This is a genomic window from Kribbella sp. NBC_01245, assembly GCF_036226525.1.
Classification (GTDB): Bacteria; Actinomycetota; Actinomycetes; order Propionibacteriales; family Kribbellaceae; genus Kribbella.
In genome coordinates, this window is the sequence record NZ_CP108487.1 from 3,387,754 (window position 1) to 3,413,986 (window position 26,233).

Annotated in this window: 26 protein-coding genes; 11 read left to right on the top strand and 15 right to left on the bottom strand. The window is 67.7% G+C overall.

Going from position 1 to position 26,233, the window contains the following annotated elements; translation table 11 throughout:
- Window positions 1–74: 74 nt before the first annotated feature.
- Both malQ and OG394_RS14885 read right to left on the bottom strand, forming a co-directional pair.
- Window positions 75–2,210: a 4-alpha-glucanotransferase gene (malQ, locus tag OG394_RS14880; RefSeq protein ID WP_328995938.1), complete on the bottom strand. Its 2,136-nt coding sequence runs from the start codon at window positions 2,208–2,210 to the stop codon at window positions 75–77.
- A 90-nt stretch (window positions 2,211–2,300) separates the two neighbouring features.
- Entirely contained in the window at window positions 2,301–3,290 is a 990-nt protein-coding gene (locus OG394_RS14885; RefSeq protein WP_328995939.1) for a hypothetical protein, read from the bottom strand.
- Between the two features lie 53 nt (window positions 3,291–3,343).
- Here OG394_RS14885 and OG394_RS14890 point away from each other — a divergent pair, with 53 nt between their 5' ends.
- Window positions 3,344–4,099, top strand: coding sequence for a mechanosensitive ion channel family protein (locus OG394_RS14890; protein ID WP_328995940.1), 756 nt, complete (start codon window positions 3,344–3,346; stop codon window positions 4,097–4,099).
- A 57-nt stretch (window positions 4,100–4,156) separates the two neighbouring features.
- On the opposite strand, the gene OG394_RS14895 is transcribed toward OG394_RS14890, so the two are convergent.
- From OG394_RS14895 to OG394_RS14910, 4 genes are read right to left on the bottom strand one after another with little or no spacing between them, the layout of a single operon-like run.
- Window positions 4,157–4,588, bottom strand: a complete 432-nt coding sequence (locus OG394_RS14895; protein WP_328995941.1) for an OsmC family peroxiredoxin — start codon at window positions 4,586–4,588, stop codon at window positions 4,157–4,159.
- A gap of 29 nt (window positions 4,589–4,617) precedes the next feature.
- A complete protein-coding gene (locus OG394_RS14900) occupies window positions 4,618–5,040 on the bottom strand; it encodes a globin (RefSeq protein ID WP_328995942.1) in 423 nt (140 codons plus the stop codon).
- A gap of 5 nt (window positions 5,041–5,045) precedes the next feature.
- Entirely contained in the window at window positions 5,046–5,453 is a 408-nt protein-coding gene (locus OG394_RS14905; protein WP_328995943.1) for an acyl-CoA thioesterase, read from the bottom strand.
- Complete coding sequence (locus OG394_RS14910; RefSeq protein ID WP_328995944.1) at window positions 5,450–5,866, bottom strand: acyl-CoA thioesterase; 417 nt, start codon at window positions 5,864–5,866, stop codon at window positions 5,450–5,452. Before OG394_RS14910 ends, OG394_RS14905 begins: the two co-directional genes overlap by 4 nt.
- Before the next feature lie 94 nt (window positions 5,867–5,960).
- Between OG394_RS14910 and fabG the strand changes: the two genes are divergently transcribed.
- The 3 genes from fabG to OG394_RS14925 all read left to right on the top strand — a co-directional run bounded on the left by fabG (window position 5,961) and on the right by OG394_RS14925 (window position 9,890).
- Window positions 5,961–6,722, top strand: a complete 762-nt coding sequence (gene fabG, locus OG394_RS14915; RefSeq protein WP_328995945.1) for a 3-oxoacyl-ACP reductase FabG — start codon at window positions 5,961–5,963, stop codon at window positions 6,720–6,722.
- Between the two features lie 26 nt (window positions 6,723–6,748).
- Window positions 6,749–7,204 carry a MaoC family dehydratase gene (locus OG394_RS14920; protein WP_328995946.1) on the top strand — a complete coding sequence of 152 codons (456 nt, stop codon included), beginning with the start codon at window positions 6,749–6,751 and terminating at the stop codon, window positions 7,202–7,204.
- A gap of 754 nt (window positions 7,205–7,958) precedes the next feature.
- The gene (locus OG394_RS14925; protein ID WP_328995947.1) at window positions 7,959–9,890 is read left to right on the top strand and encodes a GH39 family glycosyl hydrolase; all 1,932 of its coding nucleotides are present in this window, start codon (window positions 7,959–7,961) and stop codon (window positions 9,888–9,890) included.
- Here OG394_RS14925 and OG394_RS14930 read toward each other — a convergent pair.
- The gene (locus tag OG394_RS14930) at window positions 9,880–10,776 is read right to left on the bottom strand and encodes a GNAT family N-acetyltransferase (protein ID WP_328995948.1); all 897 of its coding nucleotides are present in this window, start codon (window positions 10,774–10,776) and stop codon (window positions 9,880–9,882) included. The two genes, OG394_RS14925 and OG394_RS14930, sit on opposite strands and share 11 nt — an antisense overlap.
- Before the next feature lie 3 nt (window positions 10,777–10,779).
- Window positions 10,780–11,670 (bottom strand): GNAT family N-acetyltransferase, encoded by an 891-nt coding sequence (locus OG394_RS14935; protein ID WP_328995949.1) that lies wholly within the window; start codon window positions 11,668–11,670, stop codon window positions 10,780–10,782.
- 85 nt (window positions 11,671–11,755) lie between these two features.
- Between OG394_RS14935 and OG394_RS14940 the strand changes: the two genes are divergently transcribed.
- Genes OG394_RS14940 through OG394_RS14955 form a run of 4 tightly spaced genes read left to right on the top strand, consistent with a single transcriptional unit; the run spans window position 11,756 to window position 15,171 of the window.
- Window positions 11,756–12,655, top strand: a complete 900-nt coding sequence (locus tag OG394_RS14940) for an ABC transporter ATP-binding protein (RefSeq protein WP_328995950.1) — start codon at window positions 11,756–11,758, stop codon at window positions 12,653–12,655.
- Window positions 12,648–13,547 (top strand): ABC transporter permease subunit, encoded by a 900-nt coding sequence (locus tag OG394_RS14945; protein ID WP_328995951.1) that lies wholly within the window; start codon window positions 12,648–12,650, stop codon window positions 13,545–13,547. The genes OG394_RS14940 and OG394_RS14945 overlap by 8 nt, the downstream gene beginning before the upstream one ends.
- A complete protein-coding gene (locus OG394_RS14950; RefSeq protein WP_328995952.1) occupies window positions 13,544–14,461 on the top strand; it encodes an ABC transporter ATP-binding protein in 918 nt (305 codons plus the stop codon). Before OG394_RS14945 ends, OG394_RS14950 begins: the two co-directional genes overlap by 4 nt.
- Window positions 14,458–15,171, top strand: coding sequence for an ABC transporter permease (locus OG394_RS14955; protein WP_328995953.1), 714 nt, complete (start codon window positions 14,458–14,460; stop codon window positions 15,169–15,171). Before OG394_RS14950 ends, OG394_RS14955 begins: the two co-directional genes overlap by 4 nt.
- Here the strand turns inward: OG394_RS14955 and OG394_RS14960 are convergent.
- The 4 genes from OG394_RS14960 to OG394_RS14975 form a co-directional block, all read right to left on the bottom strand.
- Entirely contained in the window at window positions 15,149–16,150 is a 1,002-nt protein-coding gene (locus tag OG394_RS14960) for a helix-turn-helix transcriptional regulator (protein ID WP_328995954.1), read from the bottom strand. The genes OG394_RS14955 and OG394_RS14960 overlap by 23 nt on opposite strands.
- A gap of 538 nt (window positions 16,151–16,688) precedes the next feature.
- Window positions 16,689–18,281, bottom strand: coding sequence for a carboxyl transferase domain-containing protein (locus OG394_RS14965; RefSeq protein WP_328995955.1), 1,593 nt, complete (start codon window positions 18,279–18,281; stop codon window positions 16,689–16,691).
- On the bottom strand, window positions 18,269–19,429 hold the full coding sequence (locus tag OG394_RS14970; RefSeq protein WP_328995956.1) for a CaiB/BaiF CoA transferase family protein: 1,161 nt from the start codon (window positions 19,427–19,429) through the stop codon (window positions 18,269–18,271). The genes OG394_RS14965 and OG394_RS14970 overlap by 13 nt, the downstream gene beginning before the upstream one ends.
- The gene (locus tag OG394_RS14975) at window positions 19,426–20,793 is read right to left on the bottom strand and encodes an SLC13 family permease (protein ID WP_328995957.1); all 1,368 of its coding nucleotides are present in this window, start codon (window positions 20,791–20,793) and stop codon (window positions 19,426–19,428) included. The genes OG394_RS14970 and OG394_RS14975 overlap by 4 nt, the downstream gene beginning before the upstream one ends.
- Window positions 20,794–20,867: 74 nt before the next feature.
- On the opposite strand from OG394_RS14975, the gene OG394_RS14980 reads away from it, so the two are divergent.
- Window positions 20,868–21,476: a FadR/GntR family transcriptional regulator gene (locus tag OG394_RS14980; RefSeq protein WP_328995958.1), complete on the top strand. Its 609-nt coding sequence runs from the start codon at window positions 20,868–20,870 to the stop codon at window positions 21,474–21,476.
- A 178-nt stretch (window positions 21,477–21,654) separates the two neighbouring features.
- The gene (locus OG394_RS14985; protein ID WP_328995959.1) at window positions 21,655–22,230 is read left to right on the top strand and encodes a TIGR03086 family metal-binding protein; all 576 of its coding nucleotides are present in this window, start codon (window positions 21,655–21,657) and stop codon (window positions 22,228–22,230) included.
- Between the two features lie 2 nt (window positions 22,231–22,232).
- On the opposite strand, the gene OG394_RS14990 is transcribed toward OG394_RS14985, so the two are convergent.
- From OG394_RS14990 to OG394_RS15000, 3 genes are read right to left on the bottom strand one after another with little or no spacing between them, the layout of a single operon-like run.
- Window positions 22,233–22,991, bottom strand: a complete 759-nt coding sequence (locus tag OG394_RS14990) for an SDR family oxidoreductase (protein WP_328995960.1) — start codon at window positions 22,989–22,991, stop codon at window positions 22,233–22,235.
- Entirely contained in the window at window positions 22,991–24,211 is a 1,221-nt protein-coding gene (locus OG394_RS14995; RefSeq protein WP_328995961.1) for an acetyl-CoA C-acetyltransferase, read from the bottom strand. Before OG394_RS14995 ends, OG394_RS14990 begins: the two co-directional genes overlap by 1 nt.
- Window positions 24,212–24,238: 27 nt before the next feature.
- Window positions 24,239–25,384, bottom strand: coding sequence for an acyl-CoA dehydrogenase family protein (locus tag OG394_RS15000; RefSeq protein WP_328995962.1), 1,146 nt, complete (start codon window positions 25,382–25,384; stop codon window positions 24,239–24,241).
- A gap of 108 nt (window positions 25,385–25,492) precedes the next feature.
- Between OG394_RS15000 and OG394_RS15005 the strand changes: the two genes are divergently transcribed.
- Window positions 25,493–26,092 (top strand): TetR/AcrR family transcriptional regulator, encoded by a 600-nt coding sequence (locus tag OG394_RS15005; protein ID WP_328995963.1) that lies wholly within the window; start codon window positions 25,493–25,495, stop codon window positions 26,090–26,092.
- The last annotated feature ends 141 nt before the right edge of the window (window positions 26,093–26,233 follow it).

The following is a 26,233-nucleotide window of genomic DNA, read 5'->3' on the forward strand; positions in this document are numbered from 1 at the left end:
ATATGCGGTGTTCATCCAAAACCTGCGGAGGCAGTTGCACGCCCTGCAATACAAGGCCTGCAATACAAGGCGGTTCAGATGGAAAGCGTGCCCACCAAGCGACGCAATCGGGCGTTGTTCGGCAAGTCCTCGAGCAACACCGCCGTACCGTCCGGCCCGCCCAACGGCACCCGCCAGTTCGGGTACTCGTCGGTGGTGCCAGGCTGATTCTGCGTACGACGCTCGCCCACAGCGTCAGCGAGCGCCACGCCGAGAAGCCGCGACGGCGTCTGCGCGACGTACCGGTGCAGCGCCTCCACCACGCGCTCGACGTCGGTGTCGTCCGGCCCGAGCAGCTTGCGATCGCGCAGCACCTTCAGCCAGGCCTCGCGCTCGGCCGAGTCGACCGCGATCTCGGTCTCGAGGTCCCGCGTGAGCAGGCCGAGGTCGTGCCGCAGCTGCACGTGGTCGCCGGCGAGATAGCCCGCGGTCGGCGGCAGGTCATGCGTGGTCACGGTGGCAAGGCACAACTCGCGCCAGCGCTCCGGCGCGAGCGGCTGACCGTGTTCGTCGCGCTCGAACCACAGCACCGACGTACCGAGAATGCCGCGCTCGGTCAGGTAATCCCGCACCCACGGCTCGAACGTGCCGAGGTCCTCCCCGATCACCACGACACCTTCGCCGCTGTCGGCTCGGGTTGCCTCGAGGACGAGGATGCCGAGCAGCGCCTCGTGGTCGTACCGCACGTACGTGCCGTCGGTCGGCCGATCCGGCGACGTCACCCACCACAGCCGGAACAACCCGAGGATGTGGTCGATCCGCAACCCACCGCCATGCCGGAGCACGGCGCGGACCAGGTCCCGCCAGGCGGCGTAGCCCGTTTCGGCGAGCGCGTCGGGACGCCAAGGCGGCTGCGACCAGTCCTGCCCCTGCTGGTTGAACGCGTCCGGCGGCGCACCAACGTGCATGCCCGCCGCGAGCACGCGCTGCAAGGCCCAGGCGTCCGCACCATCGGGATGTACGCCGACGGCGAGGTCGTGCACAACCCCGAGCGCCATCCCGGCCGAACGCGCCCGCGCCTGCACCCGTCCGAGTTGTTCGTCGAGCTGCCACTGCAGCCAGCAATGGAAGTCGACCAGCTTGGCGTGCTCCCGCCGGAAGGCCACCACCTCGGGCCCGACCGGATCCGACAACTCCTCGGGCCATTTGCTCCACTCGGGCCCGTGCACATCCGCGATCGCGGCCCAGGTGGCGAAGTCGATCAAGCCCTGGCCCTCGCGATCGCGGTAGGCGCCGTACTCCGCGATCCGGCCGACCGAGGGCCGCACGGCGAAGAGCAACTGCAGGGCCTCGCGTTTGGCGGCCCAGGCGACATCGCGTTCGAGCTGGGTGGCGTCCTCGTTGAGCGCGCGCGCCTGCAGACCGAGGGCCCGCACCTGGTCGCGCTCGGCCGGCGCGAGATCGCCGTACTCCTCGATGTCCTCGACGCGCAGGTAGATCGGGTTACCGAAGCGGCGCGAGGCCGGCAGGTACGGCGAGGGCTCCATCCGACCGGCGGTCTCGGCCGCGTGCAACGGGTTGATCAGAACGAACCCCGCGCCGAGGTCGTGCGCGGACCACGCGGCCAGATCGCCGAGATCGTGCAGGTCGCCGATCCCCCACGAACGACGCGAGCGCACCGAATAGAGCTGCAGCACCCAACCCCAGCTGCGCCGCCGCTGCCGGGCGTTCGGCTCGATCCGCTCGGGGGTGACGATCAACGAGCAGACGGCGATCTTCGTCTGACCGGCGACGCGGGCGTGGATCCGGTGGTACCCGAGCGGCAGATCGCCAGGCACCTGGTACGTCGCTTCGCCGACCTGCATGCCGTCGATCCACTCGGGCTCGACCCAATGCTCCTGCTGGGCGACATCGCGCCGCTGGCCGCCGTCCTCCAGCTCGATCCAGACCTCGGCGGTCGAACCATGCGGCAGATGTACGGCGAACCAGGGCGTCCAGCCTTCGCGGATGACCAACGTGGCCGGCAACGTACGACGCCAACGAGCCTGGCGGTGATCGACCAGAGCCTGCGCCGCGCGGTCGGGCGTGGAGGCGTCGACACCGAGGGCGGCGAGCACGGCCGCGACCACTTCGGTCGAGACGATGACGTGTTGCCCCTGCCAGTCCCAGTACTCGGTCGCCACTCCATGCGCGACGGCCAACTCGACGAGGGCGGGCGTAGGTGCGGTCACCGGCACGAGTCTGCCCCATCCCCGCACCCCGGGTGAACTCCTTCGCGCTGCGGGGTGTCGAGGAAACCTGGATTACCGATCGGAAGGCCGCTATCGGTCGCGGCGGGAGAGCACGATGACGGTGGCGATCAGGGCTGAGCTTGCGATCAGCAGGCCGATCGCGACACCTGCCACGTTGTCGGTCAGGCGGTAGAGGCTTGTCGGCCAGACCACCAGCAGGATCGAACACCCGACCACGACGTACGCCGGGGCGCGGTGGCGGGAGTAGGCCAGGAGCACCGCGGCCGAACCAGCGGTGCCGACGGCCAGGGCCATCAGCTCGCCACGGTCTTGGACCAGCCAGCACATCGAGGAGCCGAAGGCCGCCGCGCCCGCCAGCGTCCAGGCGGTGACCCGGTCGCGGACCAACCCGAGCAGGCCCATCACGGCCGCGACCAGGATGAACCCGGCGCCGGCCAACCCGGCCGTGTCGTTGCGGCTGCCGTTCTGGTCGATGAGGTCGAACACCACCTCGAAAACGCCGACCGCGAGGATGGCGAAGGTTGCCGCCAGCAACGACGTACCGCGTAACAACCAGAGCCCGATGCCCGCGACGATCAGGGCGACCAGTACGCCGATGAGGCGGCCCGGGGCGTCGGCGATGATCACCGAGGTGGCGAACCCGGCGGTGCACGCGCCGAGGGCGGCCAGCGCGGAGGACGGCTGATCGCGGTCGCGGATGTACGCGACGACGGCTGAGGCGCCGAGTAGCACGAGGGCGGACACCACCGCTGTGGTGATGCGGGCGCCTTGGCCCATCAGCGACCAGTTCGCCACGGTCAGTAGGCCGACGGCTCCGAGCAGTAGCACTCCGCCGATATAGCCGAGGACTTCGATCAGGGCGGAGGTTTTTCTGGGACCAGGGATCGGTGCGGGTTTTTCCGGCTTGGCGAGGCCGAGTGGGATCTGGCCGACGAAGGGCTCGGCGCGGCTCGCGGCCGCGTCGGCTTCCGCCGCGGCGCGCAGGGCATCCGCCTGGTAGATCCGCAGCACCCCTGCGCCGACCAAGCGGCGCAACTCGTCGTCGAGACGGCTCGTCATCCAGCCCCTTCCCGAGTACCCCTGGTCCAGCCTCTATACAGTAGGGCGACGAGATGGAAAAACTGCTGATACCCCTCGTGTCCAGCCTCGAATTCCCGACTCTGTGGCGAGTGGGCAACGACGGCAAGCTGGAACTGACCGACCAGGTCATCGTGTTGCCTGCCAAGATCGCCGGCCTGTTCATCGGGTTCTTCGTGCTGCGCTGGTTCCTGCACCGGGCGATCCACAAGATCGGCCGCCGTACCGGTAATGGCAATGGTCATGTCGCCGGTCTGCTGGCCAAGTCGAAGCGCGGCAGCCAGTTCGTCGAGTCCACCCTGCAGAACGAGCGCCGCGCGCAGCGGGCCGAGACCGTCGCGTCCCTGCTGTGCAGCGTCGTCACGATCGTGCTCAGCGCCGTCCTCCTGGTGATGCTGCTCAACGAACTCGGCTTCAACGTGCTGCCGCTGGTGGCGTCGGCCAGCATCATCGGCGTGGTGCTCGGCTTCGGCGCGCAGACCCTGGTGAAGGACTTCCTCGCCGGCATTTTCATGATCTTCGAAGACCAGTACGGCGTCGGCGACCTCATCGACATGGAAAAGGCAACCGGTGTGGTCGAGTCCGTGGGCCTCCGCATCACGCGGCTGCGCGGCGATGACGGCACCACCTGGTACGTCCGCAACGGCGAAGTCCTGCGGGTCGGCAACCTCAGCACCCGCTCCCCCGACCAGGTCGCCGCCGCCGAAACCAACGCCGAGGCCGCCGCCAGCGCGCGCGAATCCGCCGCCAACGCCCCCGCGCCGTACGAGGCTCCCGCCGAAGGCCATTGACCTGTTATGACGACAGCCCCCGGCCAGAAGGCGCGGGGGCTGTCGGTTAGAGCGAGGTCAGGCGGTGAAGGTGACGTCCAGGGTGATGGTCGTCCCGGTCAGGGCCTGGCTCACGGGGCAGTTCTTCTTGGCGTCCTCGGCGAAGCTGGCGAACTCCTCCGCGGTCAGGCCGGGCACCTTGCCGTTGACGGCGAGCTTGATGCCCGTGATGCCCTCGCCGGGCTGGAAGGTGACGGCCGCGGCGGTGTCGAGGGCCTCCGGCGGGTTGCCGGCGGTGGCCAAGGCGTGCGACAGGGCCATGTTGTAGCAGCTCGAGTGGGCGGCGGCGATCAGCTCTTCCGGGCTGGTCCGGCCGCTGGCGGCTTCTTCCGTACGGGCGGCCCAGGTGACGTCGAAGGTACCCAGTCCGGACGACTCGAGGTTCACCTGACCGGCGCCCTCCAGCAGCGAACCTTCCCAGTGGGCCCTGGCATTGCGGGTAGCAGCCATGCTCGTTTGTTCTCCCTAAAGATCAGCGATTAGCGGTTCTCGGACACGTCGATCGCGCCCGGGTGGATCGGCTCGTCGGCGTTCACCATGCTGTGCGCGGCCATCACCATGTACTTCCAGATCTCCTCGTCCCGGTCCGGGTCGAGCTTGATCCCGTCCAAGGCGTCGCGCATATGCCCCAGCCAGCGGTCCCGAGCGGCCGGTGTCACCGCGAACGGGTTGTGCCGCATCCGCAGCCGCGGGTGTCCGCGCTGTTCGGAATAGGTGCGGGGTCCACCCCAGTACTGCTCGAGGAACATCCGGAACCGCTGCTCGGCCGGTCCCAGATCCGCCTCGGGATACATCGGCCGCAGGACGGGATCCTCGGCCACGCCGCGGTAGAACGCCGCCACCAGCCGGTGGAAGGTGTCCGCCCCGCCGACGGCGTCATAGAAGCTCTGTGGTTCGGTCATCAAGATCATTGTCTCAAGTACCTGGTAAGTGCCGAACGCTCGGCATCACCTAAAGCCCGTTTCACGTGCGTGACGGCCTCCACCGCGACCAGCACGGACGTGGCCTTCGCGTACACAGCGTCACCGTCCACGATCCGGGATCCCAGCGTGTATGACGAGTTGCCGACCGCGTCGACCCAGACCTCCACGTCGTACGGCGGGTGGCGCAACACGATCGGCCGGAGGTAGTCGACGGTCTGGCTGACCAGCACGCACGGGTAGACGTCGAAGAAGCCCGCGTCCGGGAGCTCGGCCACCTGCGCGAGGAACGCGATCCGGGCCTCCTGGAAGTAGTCGAAATAGCGCACGTTGTTCACGTGGTCGTACGAGTCGATATCGGACCAGCGGACCAAGGCGGGATAACTGAAGGTCATGAGGACACCAGCTTCTCCAGCGCCTCGCGCTCGATCGGGGTGATCCGGCGCAACCGGTTCGCGGTGAAGTCGAACGGCACCAGCCGCGTGCGCGCCTCGACGTACACCTTGCGCTCGGGCTCGACGTCCAGGATCTCGTAGTCGACCTCGAACGAGGCGGCCCGGATCCGGCTGATCCAGAGCTCGATCCGCACCGGCGCCTCCCGGTAGACCAGCGGCGCGCGGTACTGCACCTCGTGCCGGGCGACCAGCAGGCCGGTATCCAGCTCGTCGGCGCCGAGCTCCTTGGCCGTCCGGAAGAGCAGATCGACGCGGGCGTCCTGCAGGTAGTCGACGTACCGGCTGTTGTTGACATGGCCGAGGGAATCCATGTCACCCCAGCGCAGCGGACAGTGATAGACGTGACGTGTCACACGCAGATCCTCCCACTCGTGTCACAGCGAGCACGAGCAGGCGTGAGTAGTCTCATGCCGAACCCCATCAGACTTGGTAAGGAGCATGGCCTCAATGAGCGAGCAGCAGAGCCGGGTAGCGATCGTGACCGGAGCGGCCCGCGGGATCGGCGCGGCCGTGGCCCAGCGCCTCGCCGCCGACGGTAACGCGGTCGCCGTACTGGACCTGGACCAGGCCGCCTGCGAGGCGACCGTCAAGGCCATCACCGAGGCGGGCGGCAAGGCCGTCGCCGTCGGCTGTGACGTGAGCAAGTCCGACCAGGTCGCCGCCGCGATCGAGCGGGTCGTGGCCGAGCTGGGCGCGCCGACGATCCTGATCAACAACGCGGGCGTCCTGCGCGACAACCTGCTGTTCAAGATGTCCGAGGACGACTGGGACACCGTGATGTCGGTGCACCTGCGCGGCTCGTTCCTGATGTCGAAGGCCTGCCAGAAGCACATGGTCGACGCCGGGTACGGCCGGATCGTCTTCCTCTCGTCCACCTCGGCGCTGGGCAACCGCGGCCAGGCGAACTACGCCTCCGCGAAGGCCGGGCTGCAGGGTCTGGCGAAGACGCTGGCGATCGAGCTGGGCAAGTTCGGCATCACCTCGAACGCGATCGCGCCGGGCTTCATCGAAACCGACATGACGGCCGCCACCGCCGCCCGGGTCGGCGTCGACTTCGAGGAGTTCAAGAAGGCCACCGCGGCGCAGATCCCGGTCAACCGCACCGGTAAGCCCGAGGACATCGCCGCCGCCGCGTCGTACTTCTGCAGCGACGAGGCCGGGTTCGTTTCCGGCCAGGTGCTGTACGTCGCCGGTGGGCCTCGGAACTGATTTCCGACTGGGTTGAGGAGACTCCTATGGCGCACGAGTTCACGGGGATCGATGAGGTCGCCCATTCCGTCGGGACCCAGTTGGGTGAGACCGAGTGGCTGGAGATCACGCAGGAGCAGGTGAACCAGTTCGCCGAGGCGACCGGTGATCACCAGTGGATCCATGTTGACGTGGCGCGGGCGGCCAAGGGGCCGTACGGCGGGACGATCGCGCACGGGTATCTAACGCTTAGCCTGATCGCGCGGTTCGGCGAGGAGCTGTTCTCGGTCAAGGGCGCGACGGCGAAGCTCAACTATGGGGTGAACAAGGTCCGCTTCCCGGCGCCTGTGCCGGTTGGGGCTCGGGTTCGGGCCAGCGCGCAGATCTCGGGCGCCCAGGAGACCCCGGCCGGCGTCCAGGTCTCGCTGCAATGGGTGATCGAGATCGAGAACAGCCCCAAACCGGCCTGCGTCGCCGAAACCGTCGTCCTCCTCGTCCGCTAACGCTCCCGCCTGCCTCTTGTTGCGTTGATTCGTCTGAATCCGCTCGCCCCTTGGTGCGGCGGGTCAGATGTACGACAACGTGGGCGGGCGGATTCGGACGAATCAACGCTAATCGCCTGCCAGGTACGGACTTGGGCCGGGTTGTGTTGGTTGCACCCGTCCCCTGAGGTCTTGCGAATTGTCAGGTGGACCCGGTCCGCGTCAAGGGTTCCATCGGCTACCGCCGACGCATGCGCGCCCTTGACCCGGCCCGGGTCCACCAAGTGCGGCGGGCTATCTCAGGGGACGGGTGAGGTATGACCGGGTTGGACGTCTCCCGTTGCGTCGACGCCTCCGCCCGGCAAGTTCGGCGTGCCACCTGGCTGCGTGTGAGTGGCTAGCCGTCGCGCGGGTGGCGCCTTGTGAGCTCGTCGGTCAGTTCGCGGCCCGGAAACGTCCAGCCCGCTCACAAAGGCGCCGACCAGCCCGAAACGCACCACTTCACGCAGTCCGACGGCCGCGCGCGCAGCTTGCTGAGCGGACTGGACATTTTCCGGGCCGAAAAACGTCCAGTCCGCTCAGGAAGATGCCCGCGCATCCTCGATGGGCATCCGCCCGCCTCTGTCCGACTTCAAACGACCCGCCACCGACAGGGCGAGCGGACGCAGACGAATCAACGCAAGGGAGGGGCGGGAGCCTTTCGGGCAGGGTGGAAGGGATTCCATCGTTGTAGGGCGGTGGCCCAGACTCCCTAGGGGGTCAAGGGGAGGCAGATATGCGTGGGATGAAGTTGGCGGCAGTGGTCGCCGCGCTCATGGTTGGTACGACGGTGGTGGCGCGGTCGGCACCCTCGGCGCCGAGTGGGACGACGGCTGGGGCTGCGGCGACGACGGTCGCGGCGTCGTACAGCAGTAATGCGGGGGTTCTCGACAAAGGCGTGCTGCTCAATGCGTCGCAGGGTGGTTACCTGACGATGCAGAACCTCAACTGGTTCGCCGACCAAGCGCCGGCCTTGGCCGAAATGGGGCTGAAGCAGGTCCGGCTCGACCACGTCTTTGACGACGACTTCTATGGCGTGGTGACCAGTGCCACGACGTACGACTTCCGCAAGCTCGATCGGGTCATCCTGCCGCTGCTGGAGAACGGGATGACGCCGTTCATCAGCCTCTCCTACATGCCGAAGGCGCTCGGGCCGGCCTGGAACAGCCCTGCGCGTGACAACAACCAGTGGGCCGCGGCGGTCACCGCGATCGTCAAGCATTACAAGGATCTCGGCCACACCGGGTGGAATTGGGAGTTCTGGAACGAGCCGGATCACGGCGACTTCTGGACTGGTACGCCCGCGCAGCTCCACGCGATGTACGCCGCGACGGCCACCGCGGTGAAGGCGGCCGATCCCACCGCGAAGGTCGGCGGCCCGGCGACGTCGAACGCGGACAACCCCTGGATGGACGGGTTCCTCGACTACATCGCGGCACGGACTTTGCCATGCGACTTCATCTCCTGGCATGACTACGACCTGACCACCCCGAACTTCAACCGGGTCGCCACGATCCAGGCCAAGCTGGCCGCGCGACGTTTGACGGGCAAGCAGTTGTACGTCACCGAGTGGAACGCCGATTGGCGGATGGCCCAGGGCGCGGGCGCTCCGCAGGACACCAACCTCAATGCGGCGTACGTCGCGCAGCGGCTGCACGACGCGTCGAACCGGCCCGGGCTTACCGGGGTGTTCTTCTTCAGCCCGGTCGAGGGATACAGCCCGAGTACGACGTTCAACGGCGACCTCGGTCTCATCACGGTCGACGGTCATCGCAAGGCTGCCGCGAACGTCTTCGAGATGGTCAACCGCCTCGGCGGCACCAAGCTCGCCACCAACGGCACAGCGCTCATCAGCAAAGACCCGGGCAAGGTCACCGCCTTGCTCTGGAACAACACCCCGAACGCGACCTCGACCGAGTTGGTACTCGACGATCTCCCGTTCACGACCGACTTCACCGCGACGCACTCGTTGCTCGACGCAACTAATGGCAACTACGCGTTCGACCATGGGACGGGCATCCACAACCAACGCGCCGGGCCCAACGAGAAGCTCAAGCCGCACTCGCAAACCATCCACGCCGCGTCGACGAACTGGTCGCGTTCGATCGCGATGCCGCCGCATTCGGTGCACCTGGTCGAGCTCGGCACCACGCCCGCCGAACCGCAGCGCGCGGCCGTCACGAACCACGCGCAGGAAAAGGCCGTCACGAGTACGTCGAACTACACCGGGCAAGGGTGGAGCCCGGAGGCACTCGTGGACGGCAGGCGGTATTCCTTCACGACGGCCAACGTGGGCCCGACGACGATGGGCTGGACCTCGACGAACCACCCGAGCGCCGTCGCGACGGAGTCGGTACAGGTGGATCTCGGCAGCAAGCGTTACTTCGACAACGTGACCCTTCGGCCACGCAGCGATCAGGCCTGGGAGGGGCATTCCTTCCCGGCGGATTTCGTCATCGCCGGGTCGAACGACGGCAACAGCTGGACGCCTTTGGTGACGAGGACGGGGTACGGCGCGGGGCAACCCGTGCTGGGGAAGCAGACGTTCGCCACGGCCGGAGCGTCGTACAGATTTGTGCGAGTGACCGCGACAAAGCTCGGGCTGCCCGTGACCGAGGGCGTGCCGACCTGGCGGTTCCAGTTGGCCGAGCTGGAGGTCAATCGCTGAACGAGCGGATGACCGTGGACTGGGTCGCGACCCGGTGGTAGCCGAGCCATTGGTTGACCGCGAGCATCGCCCGGTTGGCCTCGTCGTTCGCGGTGTAGGCGACGGTCGCTCCGGCATCGACGGCTCTGCGCAGAGCTGCCGCCTTGACGATCTTGGCCAAGCCCTGGCCGCGATAGGCCGGGATCGTGCCGGTCATCGTGGACCAGATCCGTTCGCCATCAGTGTCCACCGCGGTGAAGCAGACCACCTCATCCCCGGCGACGACTGCGACGCTCAGTTCGAGATCGGGCGACGGCCCGTGCCAGAACGAACGCAGCCACTCGTCGAAGGCGATCGCGTCCGTCGGTGAGTCGGCCGGCTTGTCCCGGTTGGCGATCACGTCGGCGGCGTACACCTGGCGTGGGTCGAGCTCGGCCAGCGCCACCAACCGCAACCCGGGCGGCGGTTCGAGCACCGGCGGCGAACGCAACTCGAGCCCGGCGAAATGGATTTGCCTGGTCTCGGCATAACCGCGGGCCTGGGCGAAATCCAGGTACTCGGACTGGACCCAGACCCGCACCCGGCGCGCGCCCGCCTCGCGCAGATGTCGTTCGCCGAGATCCGCGAGAGCGGTGCCGAGGCCTTGGCAGCGGTGATCCGGATGCACCGACAGGCCGAGATACGCGGCACCTCGCTCGCTGCTCCACCGTTGCAGGCCCACTGACAGTACGGCGGCCAGCCCGGTGTCGGCCTCAGCGACGTACATGCTGAAGCGCTCCTCCGGCGGCCGGCTGGCGAGGGCATGCCGGACACTGTCGGCGGGATGCACCAGGTACGGCGTCACGATTCGGCGCAGGGCGCAGATCGCCTCAGCGTCGCCGGTAACCGCTTGTCGTATAGAGGTCACACTTCACAGTGTGCGGGTCAAACCCGTATGCGTCGCGACTCGCCGGTACCCGAGCCACTCGTTCACCGCCAGCATCGGCCCGTTGACGTCATCGTTCGAGGTGAACGCGCCGACCACGCCGGCCTCCGCCGCGCGGCGCAACGCGACCGACTTGACCAGTTTCGCCAGACCACGACCGCGGTACGCCGGGATCGTGCCGGTCATACCGGACCAGACCCGATCGCCGTCCCGCTCGACGGCCGTGAAGCTCGCGATCTCGTCGCCGGCCATCACCGCGGCGCTGAGTTCTTTGTCGAGGCCGGGCGCATCCCAGACGTCCTTCACCCATTGCTCGAAGGCGACCGCGTCATTGGGGGAATCGCCCGGCTCGTCGGCACCCGCGACGACGTCGGCTCGGTAGGCCTGCTCCGCGGTGACGGTCGCGATCGAGACGATCTCCAGGTCCGCGGGCGTCGGCGGCATTTCCGGCAGCACGCGTGGGTCGGCGCCCGAGTAGTGCACGAGCCGGGTCGGCTCGAATCCCTGCCTGGTGGCGAATTCGACGGCGGCCTCGGTCGCGAACGCGCGGATCTTCTTCATCCCGGCCGCTACCAGATGGTCCTGCGCGATCCGGGCCAGCTCGGTGCCGAGACCGCGACGGCGGTACCCAGGATGGACGTACACGTCGATCATCGAGACGCCCTCGTCGCTGGTCCAGGTGTTGGAACCCCCCGAGCCCCAACCGACGACCTCACCATCTTCCGTGGCGACCCAGGCCTCGCGATGCTCCTCAGGCGTCCGCGTGGTCAGCGCGTACGACACCAGTTCGGGCTTCATCACGAGGTAGGGAAAGACGATACGACGCAGCGCGGCAACGGCCTCAGCGTCTTCGGGTACAGCGAGTCTGATGTCCACCTTCGGACAGTAGCGCCGGGCCATCGAGAACGGCCACGCGTTTTCCTGCCTGCGGATGGGCTGGCTTGCCGTTAGGGTGTGGGCCGTGCCCGTGATCGCGACCCAGTCGCTGACCAAGCGCTATCCCCGAGTGACCGCCCTCGACGAACTGTCGGTCGAGGTTGGTACCGGAGTCACCGGACTGGTCGGTGCGAATGGCGCCGGAAAGTCCACCCTGCTGAAGATCCTGCTCGGCCTGATCGCCCCGACCTCGGGCAGTGCCGTCGTGCTCGGCCACGACGCGGTCACCGGCGGCGAGGCGGTCCGGGCGCTGGTCGGGTACATGCCCGAGCACGACTGCCTACCGCCGGACGTGTCGGCCACCGAGTTCGTCGTACACCTCGCCCAGATGTCGGGGCTGCCCGCCACGGCCGCCCGCGAACGCGCCGCCGACGTACTGCGGCATGTCGGTCTCGACGAGGCCCGTTACCGGCCGATGGGCGGCTACTCCACCGGTATGAAGCAGCGGGTCAAACTCGCGCAGGCCATCGCGCACGACCCGAAGCTGGTCCTGCTGGACGAGCCGACGAACGGCCTCGACCCCGCCGGGCGCGACGAGATGTTGCACCTGGTTCGGCGGATCGGCACGGAATTCGGCATCCCGGTGCTGATCACGTCGCATCTGCTGGGCGAACTCGAACACGTCTGCGACCACATCGTCGTACTCGATGGCGGCCGGTTGTTGCGGTCGGAATCGAAGGCCTCGCTCACCGGCGAGACCGGCGTACTCGCGGTCGAGGTCCGTGACCTGAGTGGACGCGATCGCCTCTGCGCCGCGCTCGAACGCGCGGGTGCCCGGGCCCGCGCGGATGGGCCGTTGGTGCTGGTGGAGATCGCCGGCGACGAGACGTACGACTTGGTGCGCGACACCGTCGCCGATCTGGGCCTCGGCCTGGTCCGCGTCGAGCAGCACCGCCACCGCCTGGAAGAGGTCTTCAGTGTCTGAGCCCATTAACCCGGCGAGCGGTGTCATCCACGACATCGGCTATCGGCATTACGACGGCCCGCGCCTCGGCCGCGCCGCGATCACTCGCGCGCTGACGGTGAACAGCTTGCGGCACGCGTACGGTCTCGGCCGGTCAGGCAAGTCCAAGGTGATGCCGATCCTGCTGCTGGCCGCGATGGTGGTACCGGCCGTGATCATGGTCGGCATCATGACTGCGATGAAGATGCCGGACCCGATCATCAATCCGATCGAGTACGCCACCATCCTGCAGATGGTTATCGCGTTGTTCCTCGCCGCGCAGGCACCGCAACTGTTCTCGCGCGACCTGCGGTACCGGTCGATCGTGCTCTACCTGGCCCGGCCGCCGCATCGCTCGGACTACGCCTTGGCGAAGTTGATCGCCCTGATCGGCGCTCTCTTCATCCTGATCGGACTGCCGGTGTTCGTCCTGTACGCCGGTTCGCTGCTCGCGAAGCACGACTTCGGCACCTCGACCAAGCAGTTCCTGCTGGCGTTGGTCGGAGCCCTACTGCTGTCGGTGCTGCTCGCCGCCATCGGTGGACTGATCGCCGCCGCGACACCCCGACGCGGGTTCGCCGTCGCCGCGATCATCGCCGTACTGCTGGTCTCCTTCGCGGCGACGAACATCTCGATCGGGATCATCAACCAGGACATCGGCGGCCCGATGAAAACCGCCGCCCGGTACGCACACCTCGGTTCGCCGTTCACGCTGGTGGACACGCTGCAGACCTTCCTGCTCCGGCAGGTCCCGGACGGCGGCTGGATGCCGACGACCGAGCAGGGCATCGTGTTCGCCGCGGTGTACGTCGCACTCGTCGCCGTGTGCGTGTGGGGAATCAACCAGCGTTACGCGAAGGTGGCCCGCGGATGAGCGTGATCCAGATCCAGCAGGTCTCCCGCTGGTACGGCAACGTTGTCGCGGTCAACGACGTGACGATGACGATCGGCCCGGGTGTCACCGGTCTGCTCGGGCCGAACGGCGCCGGCAAGTCGACGCTGATCACGATGATGGCGGGATTCCTGCCGCCATCGGTCGGGGTCGTCACGCTGGACGGCGTACCGGTCTGGCGCAACGAGGGCGCCTACCGCCACATCGGGCTGGTGCCGGAGACCGAGGCGGTGTACGACACGCTGAACGGCTTGCAGTTCGTCCGGGCCAACGCCGAGCTCCAAGGGCTGCCCGATCCGGGTGCGGCCGCGGCCGCCGCGATCGACGTGGTCGCGATGGCCGACGCCGCCGACCGGCGCATCTCGACGTACTCGAAGGGCATGAAGCAGCGCATCAAGATGGCGGCAGCACTCGTGCATCAGCCGTCGGTGTTGTTGCTGGATGAGCCCTTCAACGGTATGGACCCGCGGCAGCGGCTGCACCTGATGGAACTGCTGCGCAAGATGGGTGCGGAGGGCCGGACCGTGCTGTTCAGCTCGCACATCCTCGAGGAGGTGCAGCAGGTCGCGACACATATCGAGGTGGTGGTGTCCGGGCGGCACGCGGCCTCGGGCGACTACCGGACGATCCGGCGGTTGATGACGGATCGCCCGCACCTGTACCGGATCCGGTCCAGCGACGATCGCCGGCTCGCCGCCGCGCTGATCGGCGACGGCTCGACTTCCGGCGTACAACTCGAAGGGCCCGCAATCCACGTGCAGGTGACGGATTTCGAACACTTCAGCAAGGTGCTGCCAGGGATCGCGCGCGATCTCGGCATCCGGCTGTGGGAGGTCTCGCCGACCGACGAGTCCCTCGAAAGCGTCTTCTCCTACCTCGTCGGAGGACGGGCATGACCGCGACCATCGCCCGGCTGACGTACTCGACCTTGTTCGGGCATCGGCGTGGGTTGCTGATGTTCATCCTGCCCGGCGTGATGCTCGGGCTCGCGTTGTTGTTGCGGTTGACCGTCGACGACAGCGCGTCCTTCAGTACCGACCTGCTGCAGCAGTTGGCGCTCGCGGTGATCCTGCCGTTGGTCGCGCTCGTCGCCGGGACCGGGGCGATTGCGACGGAGATCGATGACGGCTCGATCGTGTATCTGCTCAGCAAGCCGATCAAGCGGCACACGATCGTTTTGACCAAGGCCGTTGTTGCCTTTGCCTGCATCGCGGTGTTCGGTGCGCTGCCGACGTTGCTGTCCGGGGTGATCCTCGGCGCGTCGTTCAAGGTGTCGCTGGCGTTCGCGATCGGGGCGTTGGTGGCCGGAGCGGCGTACACGTCGATCTTCTTGGCGTTGTCGGTGATGACGGGGAATGCGGTCACCATCGGGCTGCTCTACGCGTTGCTGTGGGAGAGCGTGATGGGCAGTTACGTGCCTGGGGCAAGGACTCTCAGCGTTCAGCAGTGGGGGTTGTCGGTGGTGGACAAGCTTGCCGGGGACAACGTTGTTGAGCCGTCGGTGAAGCTGCCGCTCGCGCTGATCCTGCTGGTCGTCGTTACCGTCCTTGGTTTGGCGCTGGCTGTTTCGCGGCTTCGCTCGCTCACTTTGTCTTCGGCTGAATAGGGTCTTTCGGTTTGTAGAGCTCGATCACTTCGTTGGCGAGGCGGGTCAGGTCGTGCCGGAGGTCTTCGGGCTCTAGGACCTCGACGCCGTTGCCGAATCCGAGCAGTACGGCGCATGCGGCTTGCCTCACTCTGAACCGCATTCGCAGCTGGACCCACTCGTCGTCGGTTTCGATCTCTTCGGGCCGCTGGCCTTCGGTGAGCAGCGACGTACTGACCTGTCTCAATCGCTGCGCCAGGTCGGGACGGACCCTGACCCGCATTTCCGTTGCCTCCGGCATCGTTTGCTCCAGCCCTCGCCGGAGCCGGCGCCACTCTTCTTTCAGGTCCAAGTTGTCTGGTTTGGTCGCGGGTTCCTCGAGTACGTCAACGCGCTCGACCCTTGAAACGCGGTACATCTTCGGTTTGCCCTTGTACGCCGCGACGAGATACCACCGTCCGGCGTGCTCGACGAGCCCCCAGGGATCGACTGTACGACGTTGCGTCTTCCCCTCCGACGCCGATCGGTAGGCGAGCGCGATCCGCCTACCCGCCACGACCGCCTGCCTGAGCACGGGAAGCGCGTCGTTGTCCTCGGTCTCGCTGAACCACCTGCGCCGGTCCACCACCACGACCCCGGACAACGCCTCGGCATCGTCCTGAAGCTCGGCGGGCAGGGTCGACGCCAACTTCCCCATCGCCGACCGTAACGCTTTGTCCAGCCCAAGCTCCCCCATGACCGCCCGCCCCGTCCAGGCGAACAATGCCTGCGCCTCCCGCGGCGTCAACTCACTCACATCAGCGCGATATCCCGGCAGCAGCACGCACCCCCCATTGCGCCCCCGCTCGGTATAGACCGGCACGCCTGCAGCCGACAACGCCTCCATATCCCGCTGAATCGTGCGCCGCGAGACCTCCAACCGCCGCCCCAACTCCCGCGCACTCATCCGCTCATGCCGCTGCAACAACAACAACACCTGCAACAACCGATCCGCCCGCACACCCCAATCCTCCCACCCATACCCGACACCCTCTGTCCGGTATTCCCACCCCCGCTCTCCCCACCCACCCCCGGCGCCCCCGGTCCTCGGCCCGGCCCCGGCCACCCCGGCGTGTCGGTATCCCACTCATCGGGCCCTTGTAACGCGGCGCGTCGCCCTTCATCGGCCCCTTCTGACCAACCCCCGACGCGTCATCGGGCACTTGTGACGCGGCGTGTTGCCGTTCATCGGTCCCTTCTGACCACCGCGGAAGCGTCAGCATGAACGCCAGCCAGACCCCTTTGCATTCATTCGTCGGAATCCGCCCTCTCAGCCACAGCGGTCCGGTGCAGGTCAGCGAACGTAAGAGGGCGGATTCCGACGAATGAATGCAAAGAACGGACGGCTCGCCGCGGTGGTCAAAAGGGACCGATGAACGCCGACACGCCGCGTCACAAGGCCCGATGAACGGGATACCGACACGCCGGAGGCGCGGGAGCGCCGGGGCCGGCGGGAGCGGCGGGAGCGGCGGGGGCGCGCAGGCGCAGTGGGCGGGCGGTTAGGGGAGGCCGAGGTGGCGGTAGCGGGTGTGGCGGGTGGTGGTGCGGGATGACGGGGTTTGGGTGGTGAGGTGGTGGAGTTCGTGTTCTAGGGCTTGGCCTAGGCGGAGGCAGAAGGGTTTGGGTTCGTCGGCGGCGTCGGGGTGTTCGGGGATTACGCGGTCGACGATGCCGTGGGCCAGGAGGTCGGCGGAGCGTACGCCTTGGGCGGCGGCCATTTCGGGAGCGTGGGCGGTGTCTCGCCAGACGATGGCGCTCGCGCCTTCCGGAGGTAGTGGCGAGAGCCAGCCGTGCAAGGCGGCGAGGACGCGGTCGGCTGGTACCAGGGCCAGCGCGGCACCGCCCGTACCTTGGCCGAGCAGTACCGAGACGGTGGGCGCCTCGAGGGTGACGAGTTCGGCGAGGCAGCGGGCGATTTCGCCGGCCATACCGCCTTCCTCGGCGGCTTGGGATAGCGCGCCACCTGGCGTGTCGATGATCGTCACGAGGGGCAGACCGAGTTCGGCCGCAAGTCGCATCCCGCGCCGCGCTTCGCGCAACGCCGCCGGCCCCATCGGCTCCAGCTCGGTTTGGGCGCGGCGGTCTTGGCCTAGGACTACGCAAGGGGCTGTGCCGAAGCGGGCGAGGGCCAGGAGTAGGCCGGGATCGGTTTCGCCTTGGCCGGTTCCATTCAGTGGTACGACGTTGTTGGCCGCGTAACGCAGCAATTGGCATACGCCGGGGCGATCCAGTCGACGGGAGATCGTGATCGAGTCCCACGCCGGTATGTCGGGGAGTTCCTCCTGCGGCAAGTCCTCAAGAGACGGCCCGCCGCCGCGCGGACCCATCAGGACCGAAAGCGCCTTATCCGCAACGGCTGCGAGCGCCTCGGGTGGTTGGACCGCGTCGACGATGCCGTGGCGGTAGAGGTTCTCAGCGACCTGCACGCCTTTGGGGAACGGCTCGTCATAGAGCGCCTCGTACACCCGCGGTCCGAGGAAGCCGATCATCGCGCCGGGTTCGGCCACGGTCACATGCCCGAGCGATCCCCACGAGGCGAAAACGCCGCCGGTGGTGGGATGGCGGAGATACACGAGGTACGGCAGGCCCGCCGCCTTGTGCCGGGCGACGGCGGCCGCGATCTTCACCATCTGGAGGAACGCGACCGTACCCTCCTGCATCCGCGTACCACCCGACGCCGTTGCCGCGAGCAACGGTAGGCCTTCCGCGGTGGCGCGTTCGACGGCAGTCACGAGGCGTTCGGCCGCGGCCACGCCGATCGAACCGGCGAGAAATCCGAACTCGCAAGCGACCACCGCCACCCGGCGCCCACGCAGCAGCCCCTCCCCCGTGATCACCGACTCGTCCAACCCGGTCCGCTCCCGCGCCGCCGCCAACTCAACGCCATACCGCGCCGAAGCGTCATACCGGTCCGACGCGTCGGACCGTGTGGATACGCCAGACCCCGCCGAAGCGACGGCTCCGGACGACGCGGCGGACGCGGGCGGAGCGGCGGAGCGGGTGTCAGTTGGTACGGCGACGAGGGGTGTGTCCCAGCGGGTGAAGTCGTCGAGGACTAGGTCAAGGAGGGCGGACGCGCTCAGGCGATCCATGCGCGGACCTCCTGCTCATCCCCGTTAAGCAAGGGCGGTGCCGCATGCGCGGTCCGCGTCGTCTCGGCGCCACTGGAATCGAAGAAGCGCAACGGCGGCCCCGGCAGGGTGAGCGTCCCAGCCGACGCGTGGTCGACGTCGATCAGCAAACCCTGCGACCGCGTCTGCTCCCACTCGTACACCTCATCGAGCCGCCGCACCTTGCCCGCCGGTACGCCGATCTCCGCCAGCCTCGCCAACAACGCCTCCGCAGACCAATCCGCAAAGGACTTCTCGATCAGCGCGATCACCTCATCCCGAGCACCAACGCGCTCGGAGTTGGTCGCAAACGCGGCCGGGTCCAACCCGAAGCCCGCGCAGAACCGCTCCCACAACCCCTCGCTCCCAACAGCGATCTGCACCGCGCCATCGCGGCAGCGGAACAACCCGTACGGCGCGATCGACGGATGGTGGTTGCCCTGGGCAACGCCCACCTCGCCCGCCACCGTCCACCGCGTGCCCTGGAAGGCGTGTACGCCGACGATGCTCGCCAGCAACGACGTACGGACGACTTGGCCGCGACCCGTTCGCTCCCGTTCATACAAGGCGGCCAGTACGCCGTACGCGCCGTACATCCCAGCGAGCAGATCCCCGATCGGTACGCCGACGCGCTGCGGGTCATCCGGCCCCGGCCCAGTGAGCGACATCAGGCCGGCCTCGCCCTGCGCGATCTGGTCATACCCGGCGCGGCCGCCCTCCGGCCCGTCGTGCCCGAAGCCGCTGATCGACAGGATGACCAGGCGCGGGTTCAACTCGAGCAGCCGCTCGGCGGGGAACCCGAGGCGATCGAGTACGCCGGTGCGGAAGTTCTCCAGCAGCACATCCGCCTTGAGAACAAGGGCTTCCAGCGTTTCCCGGCCGTCGTCGGACTTGAGGTCGAGCGCGATCGACTGCTTGTTCCGATTGCACGACAGGAAGTACGTCGACTCACGGCCGCCATCCGGCGTCGCCACGAACGGCGGACCCCAGCCGCGCGTGTCATCGCCGGTACCAGGCGTCTCGACCTTGATCACCCGTGCACCGAGATCGCCGAGCATCATGCCCGCGTGCGGCCCGGCCAAGGCCCTGGTCAGATCGACCACGGTCACGCCGTCGAGCGGACCCGTCACGGCAGTGCTCCGGGCAGGACCAGCACCGTCCACGTCAGGATCGGCGCGACCACGACGATCGTCATTCCCCAGATCATCAGCTTCTTGAACACGACATCGCGTTGATCGAGATCGGAGTTCGCGACGACCAGTGCGCCATTGGTGGAGAACGGGCTGCAGTCGACGACCGAGGACGAGATGGCGAGGGCGACCACCAGGCCCACCACGCCGACCTGCCCGGTCTGCAGGAACGGAACCGCCAACGGGATCAGCGCGCCGAGGATGCCTGTGGTGGACGCGAACGCCGAGACCACCGCGCCGATGAGACAGATCAGGAAGGCCGCCAGCAAAGGCGATCCGACCTCGGCCACGCTGTCGCCGAGCCACTTGACCGTGCCCTGATCCTCCAGCAGCGAGACGTACGTGACGATGCCGCCGATCAGCAAGACGGTTCCCCAGCTGATCTTGTCGACCGCGCCACGTGCCGCCGACGGGAAGATCAACGTCAGTGCAACCGCGACGGCCAGCGCCAGGAAGCCGACGTCTAGGTCGAAGATCAGGGCGCCCGCGGCCAACGTGACCAGGCCGACCAACGTCATCGCGCGCTGCGGGTCGAGCCGGAGCCGGTCATCCGCAGGCTCATCGGCAGGACCGGGACCGCCGAGGCCGCGCTCGACCGCCGCGCCGGGCGTCCCGGTCACTGGGGCGCGAGTGGCCGCCGTACTGGTCTCAGCCGCGACAGTCGCGACGGCAACCACCTCGTCCTCATCGCGCCCGCGGCGGATCAGGTCGCGGCCGCCGAGCAGGATGAAGGCAGTCAGGCAGATGATCAGGGACGCGACCAGCGATCCGCCGAACAGGACGGCGGCATTGCTCTCCAGGTTGCTCTTCTCGACCACGCCGTTGGTGATCGCGCCGAAGATGCCGATCGGCGAGAAGCTGCCGGCCGTCGCACCCTGAACCACCATCAGGCCCATCAACACGGGGTTGATCCGGTAGCGCGCGGCGAAGCCCATCGCGATCGGCGCCACGATCGCGACCGCCGCCGGGCTGACCGCGCCGATGCTGGTCACCAGGGCGCAGACGAAGAACATCACCCACGGCACCAGCGCGACCCGGCCGCGGACCAGCCCGACCGAGGCCTGGACGATCCAGTCGACCGTGCCGTTGTTCTTGGCTAGCGCGAACAGGTAGGTGACACCCACCAGGATCACGAACAGGTTCGCCGGGAAACCGCCGAGCACGTCGGCCGCCTCCACGCCGTACGCGGTGGTGCCGACCACGAACGCGGCGACCAGCGCGAGGGCGCCCATGTTCACCGATCGCACGCTGGCGATCAGGAACACGAGGACCAGGACTATCAAAGCGATGACTTCGGTGGACATGACAACACCTCGCGGTCAGAATCGGATTGGCCTAGCCTCTTGGCCACTGAGCCAACTGTCAATAGGCTGTGCCAGTGAGCAAGCCGGAAAGCCCCAGCCCGGGTCCGTTACAACGGCCCCGGCTGTACGAACAACTCGCGGACCACATCGCCGCGTTCATCGACGCGCAGGGCCTGTCCCCTGGCGACCGCCTACCGCCCGAACGGCGCCTGGCGGCCGAGCTGGGAGTGAGCCGTGCGACGCTCAGCCGCGCCCTGGTCGCGCTCGAGGTGCAGGGCCGGGTCGAGGTGCAGCACGGCAACGGCGCGGTGGTGCGCGACCCGAATGCTGTCGCCTGGCCGTTCGAGAGCCGCGACCCGACATCGATCGCGCTGGCCCGCGAAGCCGTCATGGCCGGCCTCGCCCGGGACGCGGCAGCGCATCCCGACCGGAGTCTGCGCATCGCCTTGCTCGGCCCCGACGGCCGAAAACCTCAGTTGGCCGAGGTCTGGCGCTGCGTCCGGCGACTGGCCGGTACGTCGCTACTCGCCGAACTGGACGACGTCCTCGCCCCCGCCACCAATTCGCCCGACACCCCGCTCCAGCGCGAACGGGCAGCGGCCCTCGCGAAGGCGATCGTCGCCGGAAACGGCCAACTGGCCTCAACCGTCTGCCACCGCATGCTCACGGGAGAGCCAGACTGAGCCTTCCTTTTCATTCATTCGTCGGAATCCGCCCTCGCTCAGCACAGCGGACCTGCACAGGTCCGCGGTGGTCGAGGGCGGATTCCGACGAATGAATGAAAAGGAAACCGGACAATGGGTGTCGTATATACCTCGCGAGAGTGGGTGTCATCACCGAATCGATCGAGGAGACACCCTGATGAGCACCACCACCGATCCCCGCCCCGGCTTCGCCCTTGCCCTCGACCAGGCGGGCCGCATCATCGACGCGGTCGACCCGTCGCAATACGGCCTGCCCACACCGTGCGACGACTACGACGTACAGACCCTGCTCGGGCACTTCATCGCCGTCATCCGGCGGATCGACCTCGCCCTGAACGGCGGCATTCCGATGGAGCTCCCGACCGTCGTCACCGGTATCGACGACTACCCGGCCGAGTGGAAGACCGGCCGCGAGGCACTCGACCACACTCTCGCGCCGGACGACGTACTCGCCCGAACCTGCACGTTGCCCTGGGGCGTCGCACCGGGCGCGGCCGCGATCGGCGGCTACACGGCCGAGTTGACCACCCACGGCTGGGACCTCGCGACCGCGATCGGCCGCACGGACCTACTCAACGAAGACCTCGCGCGCGCCTGCCTCCCGATGATCCGCCAGTTCTTACCGGCGGACCCGCGCGGCGGACCCATCCCGTTCGCCCCGGTGGTCGACGTACCGGCGGATGCTCCGGTGTACGACCAGCTGGCCGGCTGGATGGGCCGCAACCCGCGCTAAAGCTAGACCAGCCCGCCGGTCAGCGTGACGCCACCATCAACGGTGATCGTCTGCCCGGTAAGCCAGCCGGCCTCGTCGGAGAGCAGGAACCACACCAGCCCGGAGATGTCGTCCGGCGTACCCAGCCTCTTCATCGGGTACGTCGCGGCGACCTCCTTCTCGCGCCCCTCGAACAAGGCGCCGGCGAACTTGGTCTTCACCACCGCGGGCGCGACCGCGTTGACCCGGATCGTCGGCGCCAGCTCCATCGCCAGCTCGGCCGTGACCCGGCTGAGCATGGCCTTGGTAGCGCCGTACCAGCCGATGCCCGGCGACGGCTTGAGCCCAGCGATCGAGGACAGGTTCACCACCGCACCACCGTTGGCGCCCATCCACGCGTTCCGGCAGGCCTTCACCCAGGCGATCGTGGCCAGCACGTTGGTGTCGACCATCTTCGCCGCCACCTCGGGCTCGATGTCGAGCAACGACCCATAGATCGGGTTGATCCCGGTGTTGTTGACCAGGAAATCGACCGAGCCGAACTTGGCGACGGCACCCGCGACCACGCTGGCCCGGTGCGCCGGATCGGCCGCCTTACCCGCGAAGGCGATCGCGTTCTCCGGGCCGAGCGCCTCGACCGCCTGGTCGAGGGTCTCCTGGGTCCGGCCGGTGATCACCACCTTCGCGCCGTCGGCGACGAGCCGGTGCGCGATCGCCAGCCCGATCCCCCGGGAGGCGCCGGTGATGATCGCGGTCCGGCCCTTCATCGTCGAAACGGGCATCAGCTCAGACGCTCGAGAATGATCGCCATACCCTGACCGCCGCCGACGCACATGGTCTCCAGACCGAACTGCTTGTCGTCGGTCTGCATCCCGTTGATCAGCGTGGTCATGATGCGCGCGCCGGTCGAGCCGAACGGGTGACCAAGAGCGATCGCGCCACCGTGCACGTTCAGCTTGCTCTCGTCGATGCCGAGCTCGCGGGCCGAGGCGATCACCTGGACCGCGAAGGCCTCGTTGATCTCGACCAGGTCGATGTCGCCGATGCTCATCCCCGCACGGGCCAGCGCCTGCTTGGTGGCGTCGACCGGGCCGAGGCCCATGATCTCCGGGGACAGACCGCTGACACCGGTGCTGACGATGCGCGCCAGCGGGGTGAGGCCGAGCTCGCGAGCCTTGGTATCGCTCATGATCACGACCGCGGCGGCGCCGTCGTTCAGCGGGCAGCAGTTGCCGGCGGTCACGGTGCCGTCGGGGCGGAAGACCGGCTGCAGCTGGCTGACCTTCTCCAGCCGGGTGCCGGCGCGAGGACCGTCGTCGGTGCTCACGACCGTGCCGTCGGGCAGCGTGATCGGGGTGATCTCGCGAGCGAAGAAGCCGTTGTTGATCGACTCCTCGGCGAGGTTCTGCGAGCGAACACCGAAGATGTCCTGCTCCTCGCGGCTGATCCCGCGCAGCGTGGCGACGTTCTCCGCGGTCTGGCCCATCGAGATGTAGACGTCCGGGATCTGACCGTCGGCGCGCGGGTCGTGCCAGGTCTCGTTGGTCTCGGCGTACTTCAGCGTGCGCTGCTGCGCCTCGGCGAAGAGCTCGTTCTGCGAGCTGGGGTCGTCCACGCCGGCCGAGCCGAAGCTCTTGTAGCGCGAAACGCACTCGACGCCCGCGCTGACGAAGATGTCGCCCTCACCGGCCTTGATCGCGTGGAACGCCATCCGCGCGGTCTGCACCGAAGACGCGCAGAACCGGTTGACCGTGGTGGCCGGCGTCGAATCCCAGCCGAGCTGTACGGCGATGCGGCGCGCCATGTTGCCGCTGTGCTCCTCGTGCGGCTCGGCGCAACCGACGGCGACGTCGTCCACCTGATCGCCGGTCAGGCCGATCTTGTCCATCGCGGCCTGGATCACCTGCACGGACAGGTCGTCCGGCCGGATGTCCTTCAGCGAGCCCTTGTAGGCGCGGCCGATCGGCGAGCGCGAGGTCGAGACGATAACTGCTTCAGGCATGTCCTTTTCCCTTTTCTACAAGGAGTTTTAGAGACCGAGATCGCGGCCGATGAGTTCCTTCATAATCTCATTCGAGCCGGCCCAGATCTTGGTGACACGGGCGTCGCGCCAGGCGCGGGCGACCCGGTATTCGTTCATGTACCCGTACCCGCCGTGCAGCTGGACACATGCGTCGAGGATCTCGTTCTGGATGTGCGCGCTCCACCATTTGACCTTGGCGGCGTCCACGGCCGACAGCTTCTTCTCGCTGTGCGCGACGATCGCGTTGTCGACGTACGCCTGGGTGACCTCGGCCTTGGTGACCAGCTCCGCGATCAGGAACTTGTTGTACTGGAAGGAGCCGACCGACTGACCGAAGGCCTTGCGCTGCTTCACGTAGTCGATGGTCTCGTCGAGGATCTGCACCGCGTGCGCGATATTCGAGACGGCCGCGCCGATCCGCTCCTGCGGCAGCCGCTCCATCATGTGGATGAAGCCGCGGTCCACCTCGCCGAGCACGTTCTCGTCGGGAACGAAGACGTCCTCGAAGAAGAGCTCGGAGGTGCCCGATTCGGTCTGCCCGGCCTTGTCGAGTTTGCGGCCGCGGGCGAACCCCTTCATGCCCTCCTCGATCGCGAACAGCGTGATGCCCTTGGCACCCTTGCTCGGATCGGTCCGGGCGGCGGTGATGACCAGATCGGCCATATCGCCGTTCGTGATGAATGTCTTCGAGCCGTTCACGATCCAGCCGCCGTCCACCTTCTTGGCGGTGGTCTTGAGCGCCGCGAGGTCGGAACCACCCGACGGCTCGGTCATTCCGATGGCGGTGACGAGCTCGCCCGAGCAGAACTTGGGCAGCCAGCGCTGCTTCTGCTCCTCGGTGCCGAGATCCACCAGGTACGGCGCGGAGCAGTCCGAGTGGATGCCGAAACAGCTCGAGAGCGAGGCGGAGACCTTGGAGACCTCTTCGGCCCAGATCGCGTTGAACCGGTAGTCGCCGACCGACGAGCCGCCGTACTCCTCGGGCACGTCCACACCGAGGAAGCCCTGCTTACCGGCCTCGAGCCAGACCGCCCGGTCGATCGTCTTCTCGTCGAGGAACTGGTCCATCCGCGGGATCAGCGAGCGCTCGGCGTACTCCTTGGCGCTGGCGCGAAACGCGTCGTGGTCCTCGTCGAAGATCGTGCGCTGCATCTGGTGACCCCTTCGGCCTGTCGACGTACGGCAGCGCTCCGTGGCCCTTACATGAGACGGGTCACTAAGCGCTTGCTTAGCTTCGCCAATCTGAGGCAGGGTGTCAACGTGTCCGCGATCACCACTGCCCTGACGGACTGGGAACACGTCCAGCCGCCGGCCGCCCGCCGCCTCCTCACGGGCGCCATCGCCGCCTTCGCCGAGCGGGGCTTCCAGGCGACGACCACGCGCGATATCGCATCGCGAGCCGGGATGAGCCCGGCCGCGCTCTACGTGCACTACCCGTCGAAGGAGCAGCTGCTCTTCGAGATCAGCCTGTACGGACACCGTGCCGCGCTGGACGTCCTGACGTCAGTGCAGGGTTCTACTCCGGCCGAGCGCCTACGGGGAATGGTGTCGGCCTTCACGATCTGGCACGCGGAGCACCACACAGTCGCGCGAGTAGTGCAGTACGAGCTGGCAGCCCTCTCCCCCGAACACCTGGCCGAGGTAGCCACCTACCGCCGCTCGATCAGCGCGGTGATGGAAGAGGTCCTCGCAGACGGCGTACGCGACGGCACGTTCCAGGTGGACGACCTACCCGGTACGGCGCTTGCCGTGCTCTCGCTATCGATCGACGTGGCCCGCTGGTACGACCCGGCCCGGCAGGCGCCTGAGCTTTTAGGCACCCTGTACGCCGACCTGGCGTTGCGAATGGTCCACGCCTGACGTTTCACGCCCACGGATGCGCGAATGGCCCTGGGGATACGCGAAGGCCCCGCGGCCACCCTGGACTGGGGGCGCGGGGCCTTTCGGTGGGCGCAGCCGTTCTGGCCGAGCACGCGGAGGGGTGCGCGCGGGTCAGGTCGG

Bases quoted from the DNA above. Each gene is read 5' to 3' on its own strand.
- OG394_RS14925 (WP_328995947.1), top strand. From the start codon at position 7,959: ATGCGTGGGATGAAGTTGGCGGCAGTGGTCGCCGCGCTCATGGTTGGT.
- OG394_RS14975 (WP_328995957.1), bottom strand. From the start codon at position 20,793: ATGTCCACCGAAGTCATCGCTTTGATAGTCCTGGTCCTCGTGTTCCTG.
- OG394_RS14965 (WP_328995955.1), bottom strand. From the start codon at position 18,281: ATGGATCGCCTGAGCGCGTCCGCCCTCCTTGACCTAGTCCTCGACGAC.
- OG394_RS14995 (WP_328995961.1), bottom strand. From the start codon at position 24,211: ATGCCTGAAGCAGTTATCGTCTCGACCTCGCGCTCGCCGATCGGCCGC.
- OG394_RS14895 (WP_328995941.1), bottom strand. From the start codon at position 4,588: ATGGCTGCTACCCGCAATGCCAGGGCCCACTGGGAAGGTTCGCTGCTG.
- OG394_RS15000 (WP_328995962.1), bottom strand. From the start codon at position 25,384: ATGCAGCGCACGATCTTCGACGAGGACCACGACGCGTTTCGCGCCAGC.
- OG394_RS14950 (WP_328995952.1), top strand. From the start codon at position 13,544: ATGAGCGTGATCCAGATCCAGCAGGTCTCCCGCTGGTACGGCAACGTT.
- OG394_RS14890 (WP_328995940.1), top strand. From the start codon at position 3,344: ATGGAAAAACTGCTGATACCCCTCGTGTCCAGCCTCGAATTCCCGACT.
- fabG (WP_328995945.1), top strand. From the start codon at position 5,961: ATGAGCGAGCAGCAGAGCCGGGTAGCGATCGTGACCGGAGCGGCCCGC.
- OG394_RS14900 (WP_328995942.1), bottom strand. From the start codon at position 5,040: ATGACCGAACCACAGAGCTTCTATGACGCCGTCGGCGGGGCGGACACC.
- OG394_RS14920 (WP_328995946.1), top strand. From the start codon at position 6,749: ATGGCGCACGAGTTCACGGGGATCGATGAGGTCGCCCATTCCGTCGGG.
- OG394_RS14885 (WP_328995939.1), bottom strand. From the start codon at position 3,290: ATGACGAGCCGTCTCGACGACGAGTTGCGCCGCTTGGTCGGCGCAGGG.
- OG394_RS14905 (WP_328995943.1), bottom strand. From the start codon at position 5,453: ATGACCTTCAGTTATCCCGCCTTGGTCCGCTGGTCCGATATCGACTCG.
- OG394_RS14990 (WP_328995960.1), bottom strand. From the start codon at position 22,991: ATGCCCGTTTCGACGATGAAGGGCCGGACCGCGATCATCACCGGCGCC.
- OG394_RS14985 (WP_328995959.1), top strand. From the start codon at position 21,655: ATGAGCACCACCACCGATCCCCGCCCCGGCTTCGCCCTTGCCCTCGAC.
- OG394_RS14955 (WP_328995953.1), top strand. From the start codon at position 14,458: ATGACCGCGACCATCGCCCGGCTGACGTACTCGACCTTGTTCGGGCAT.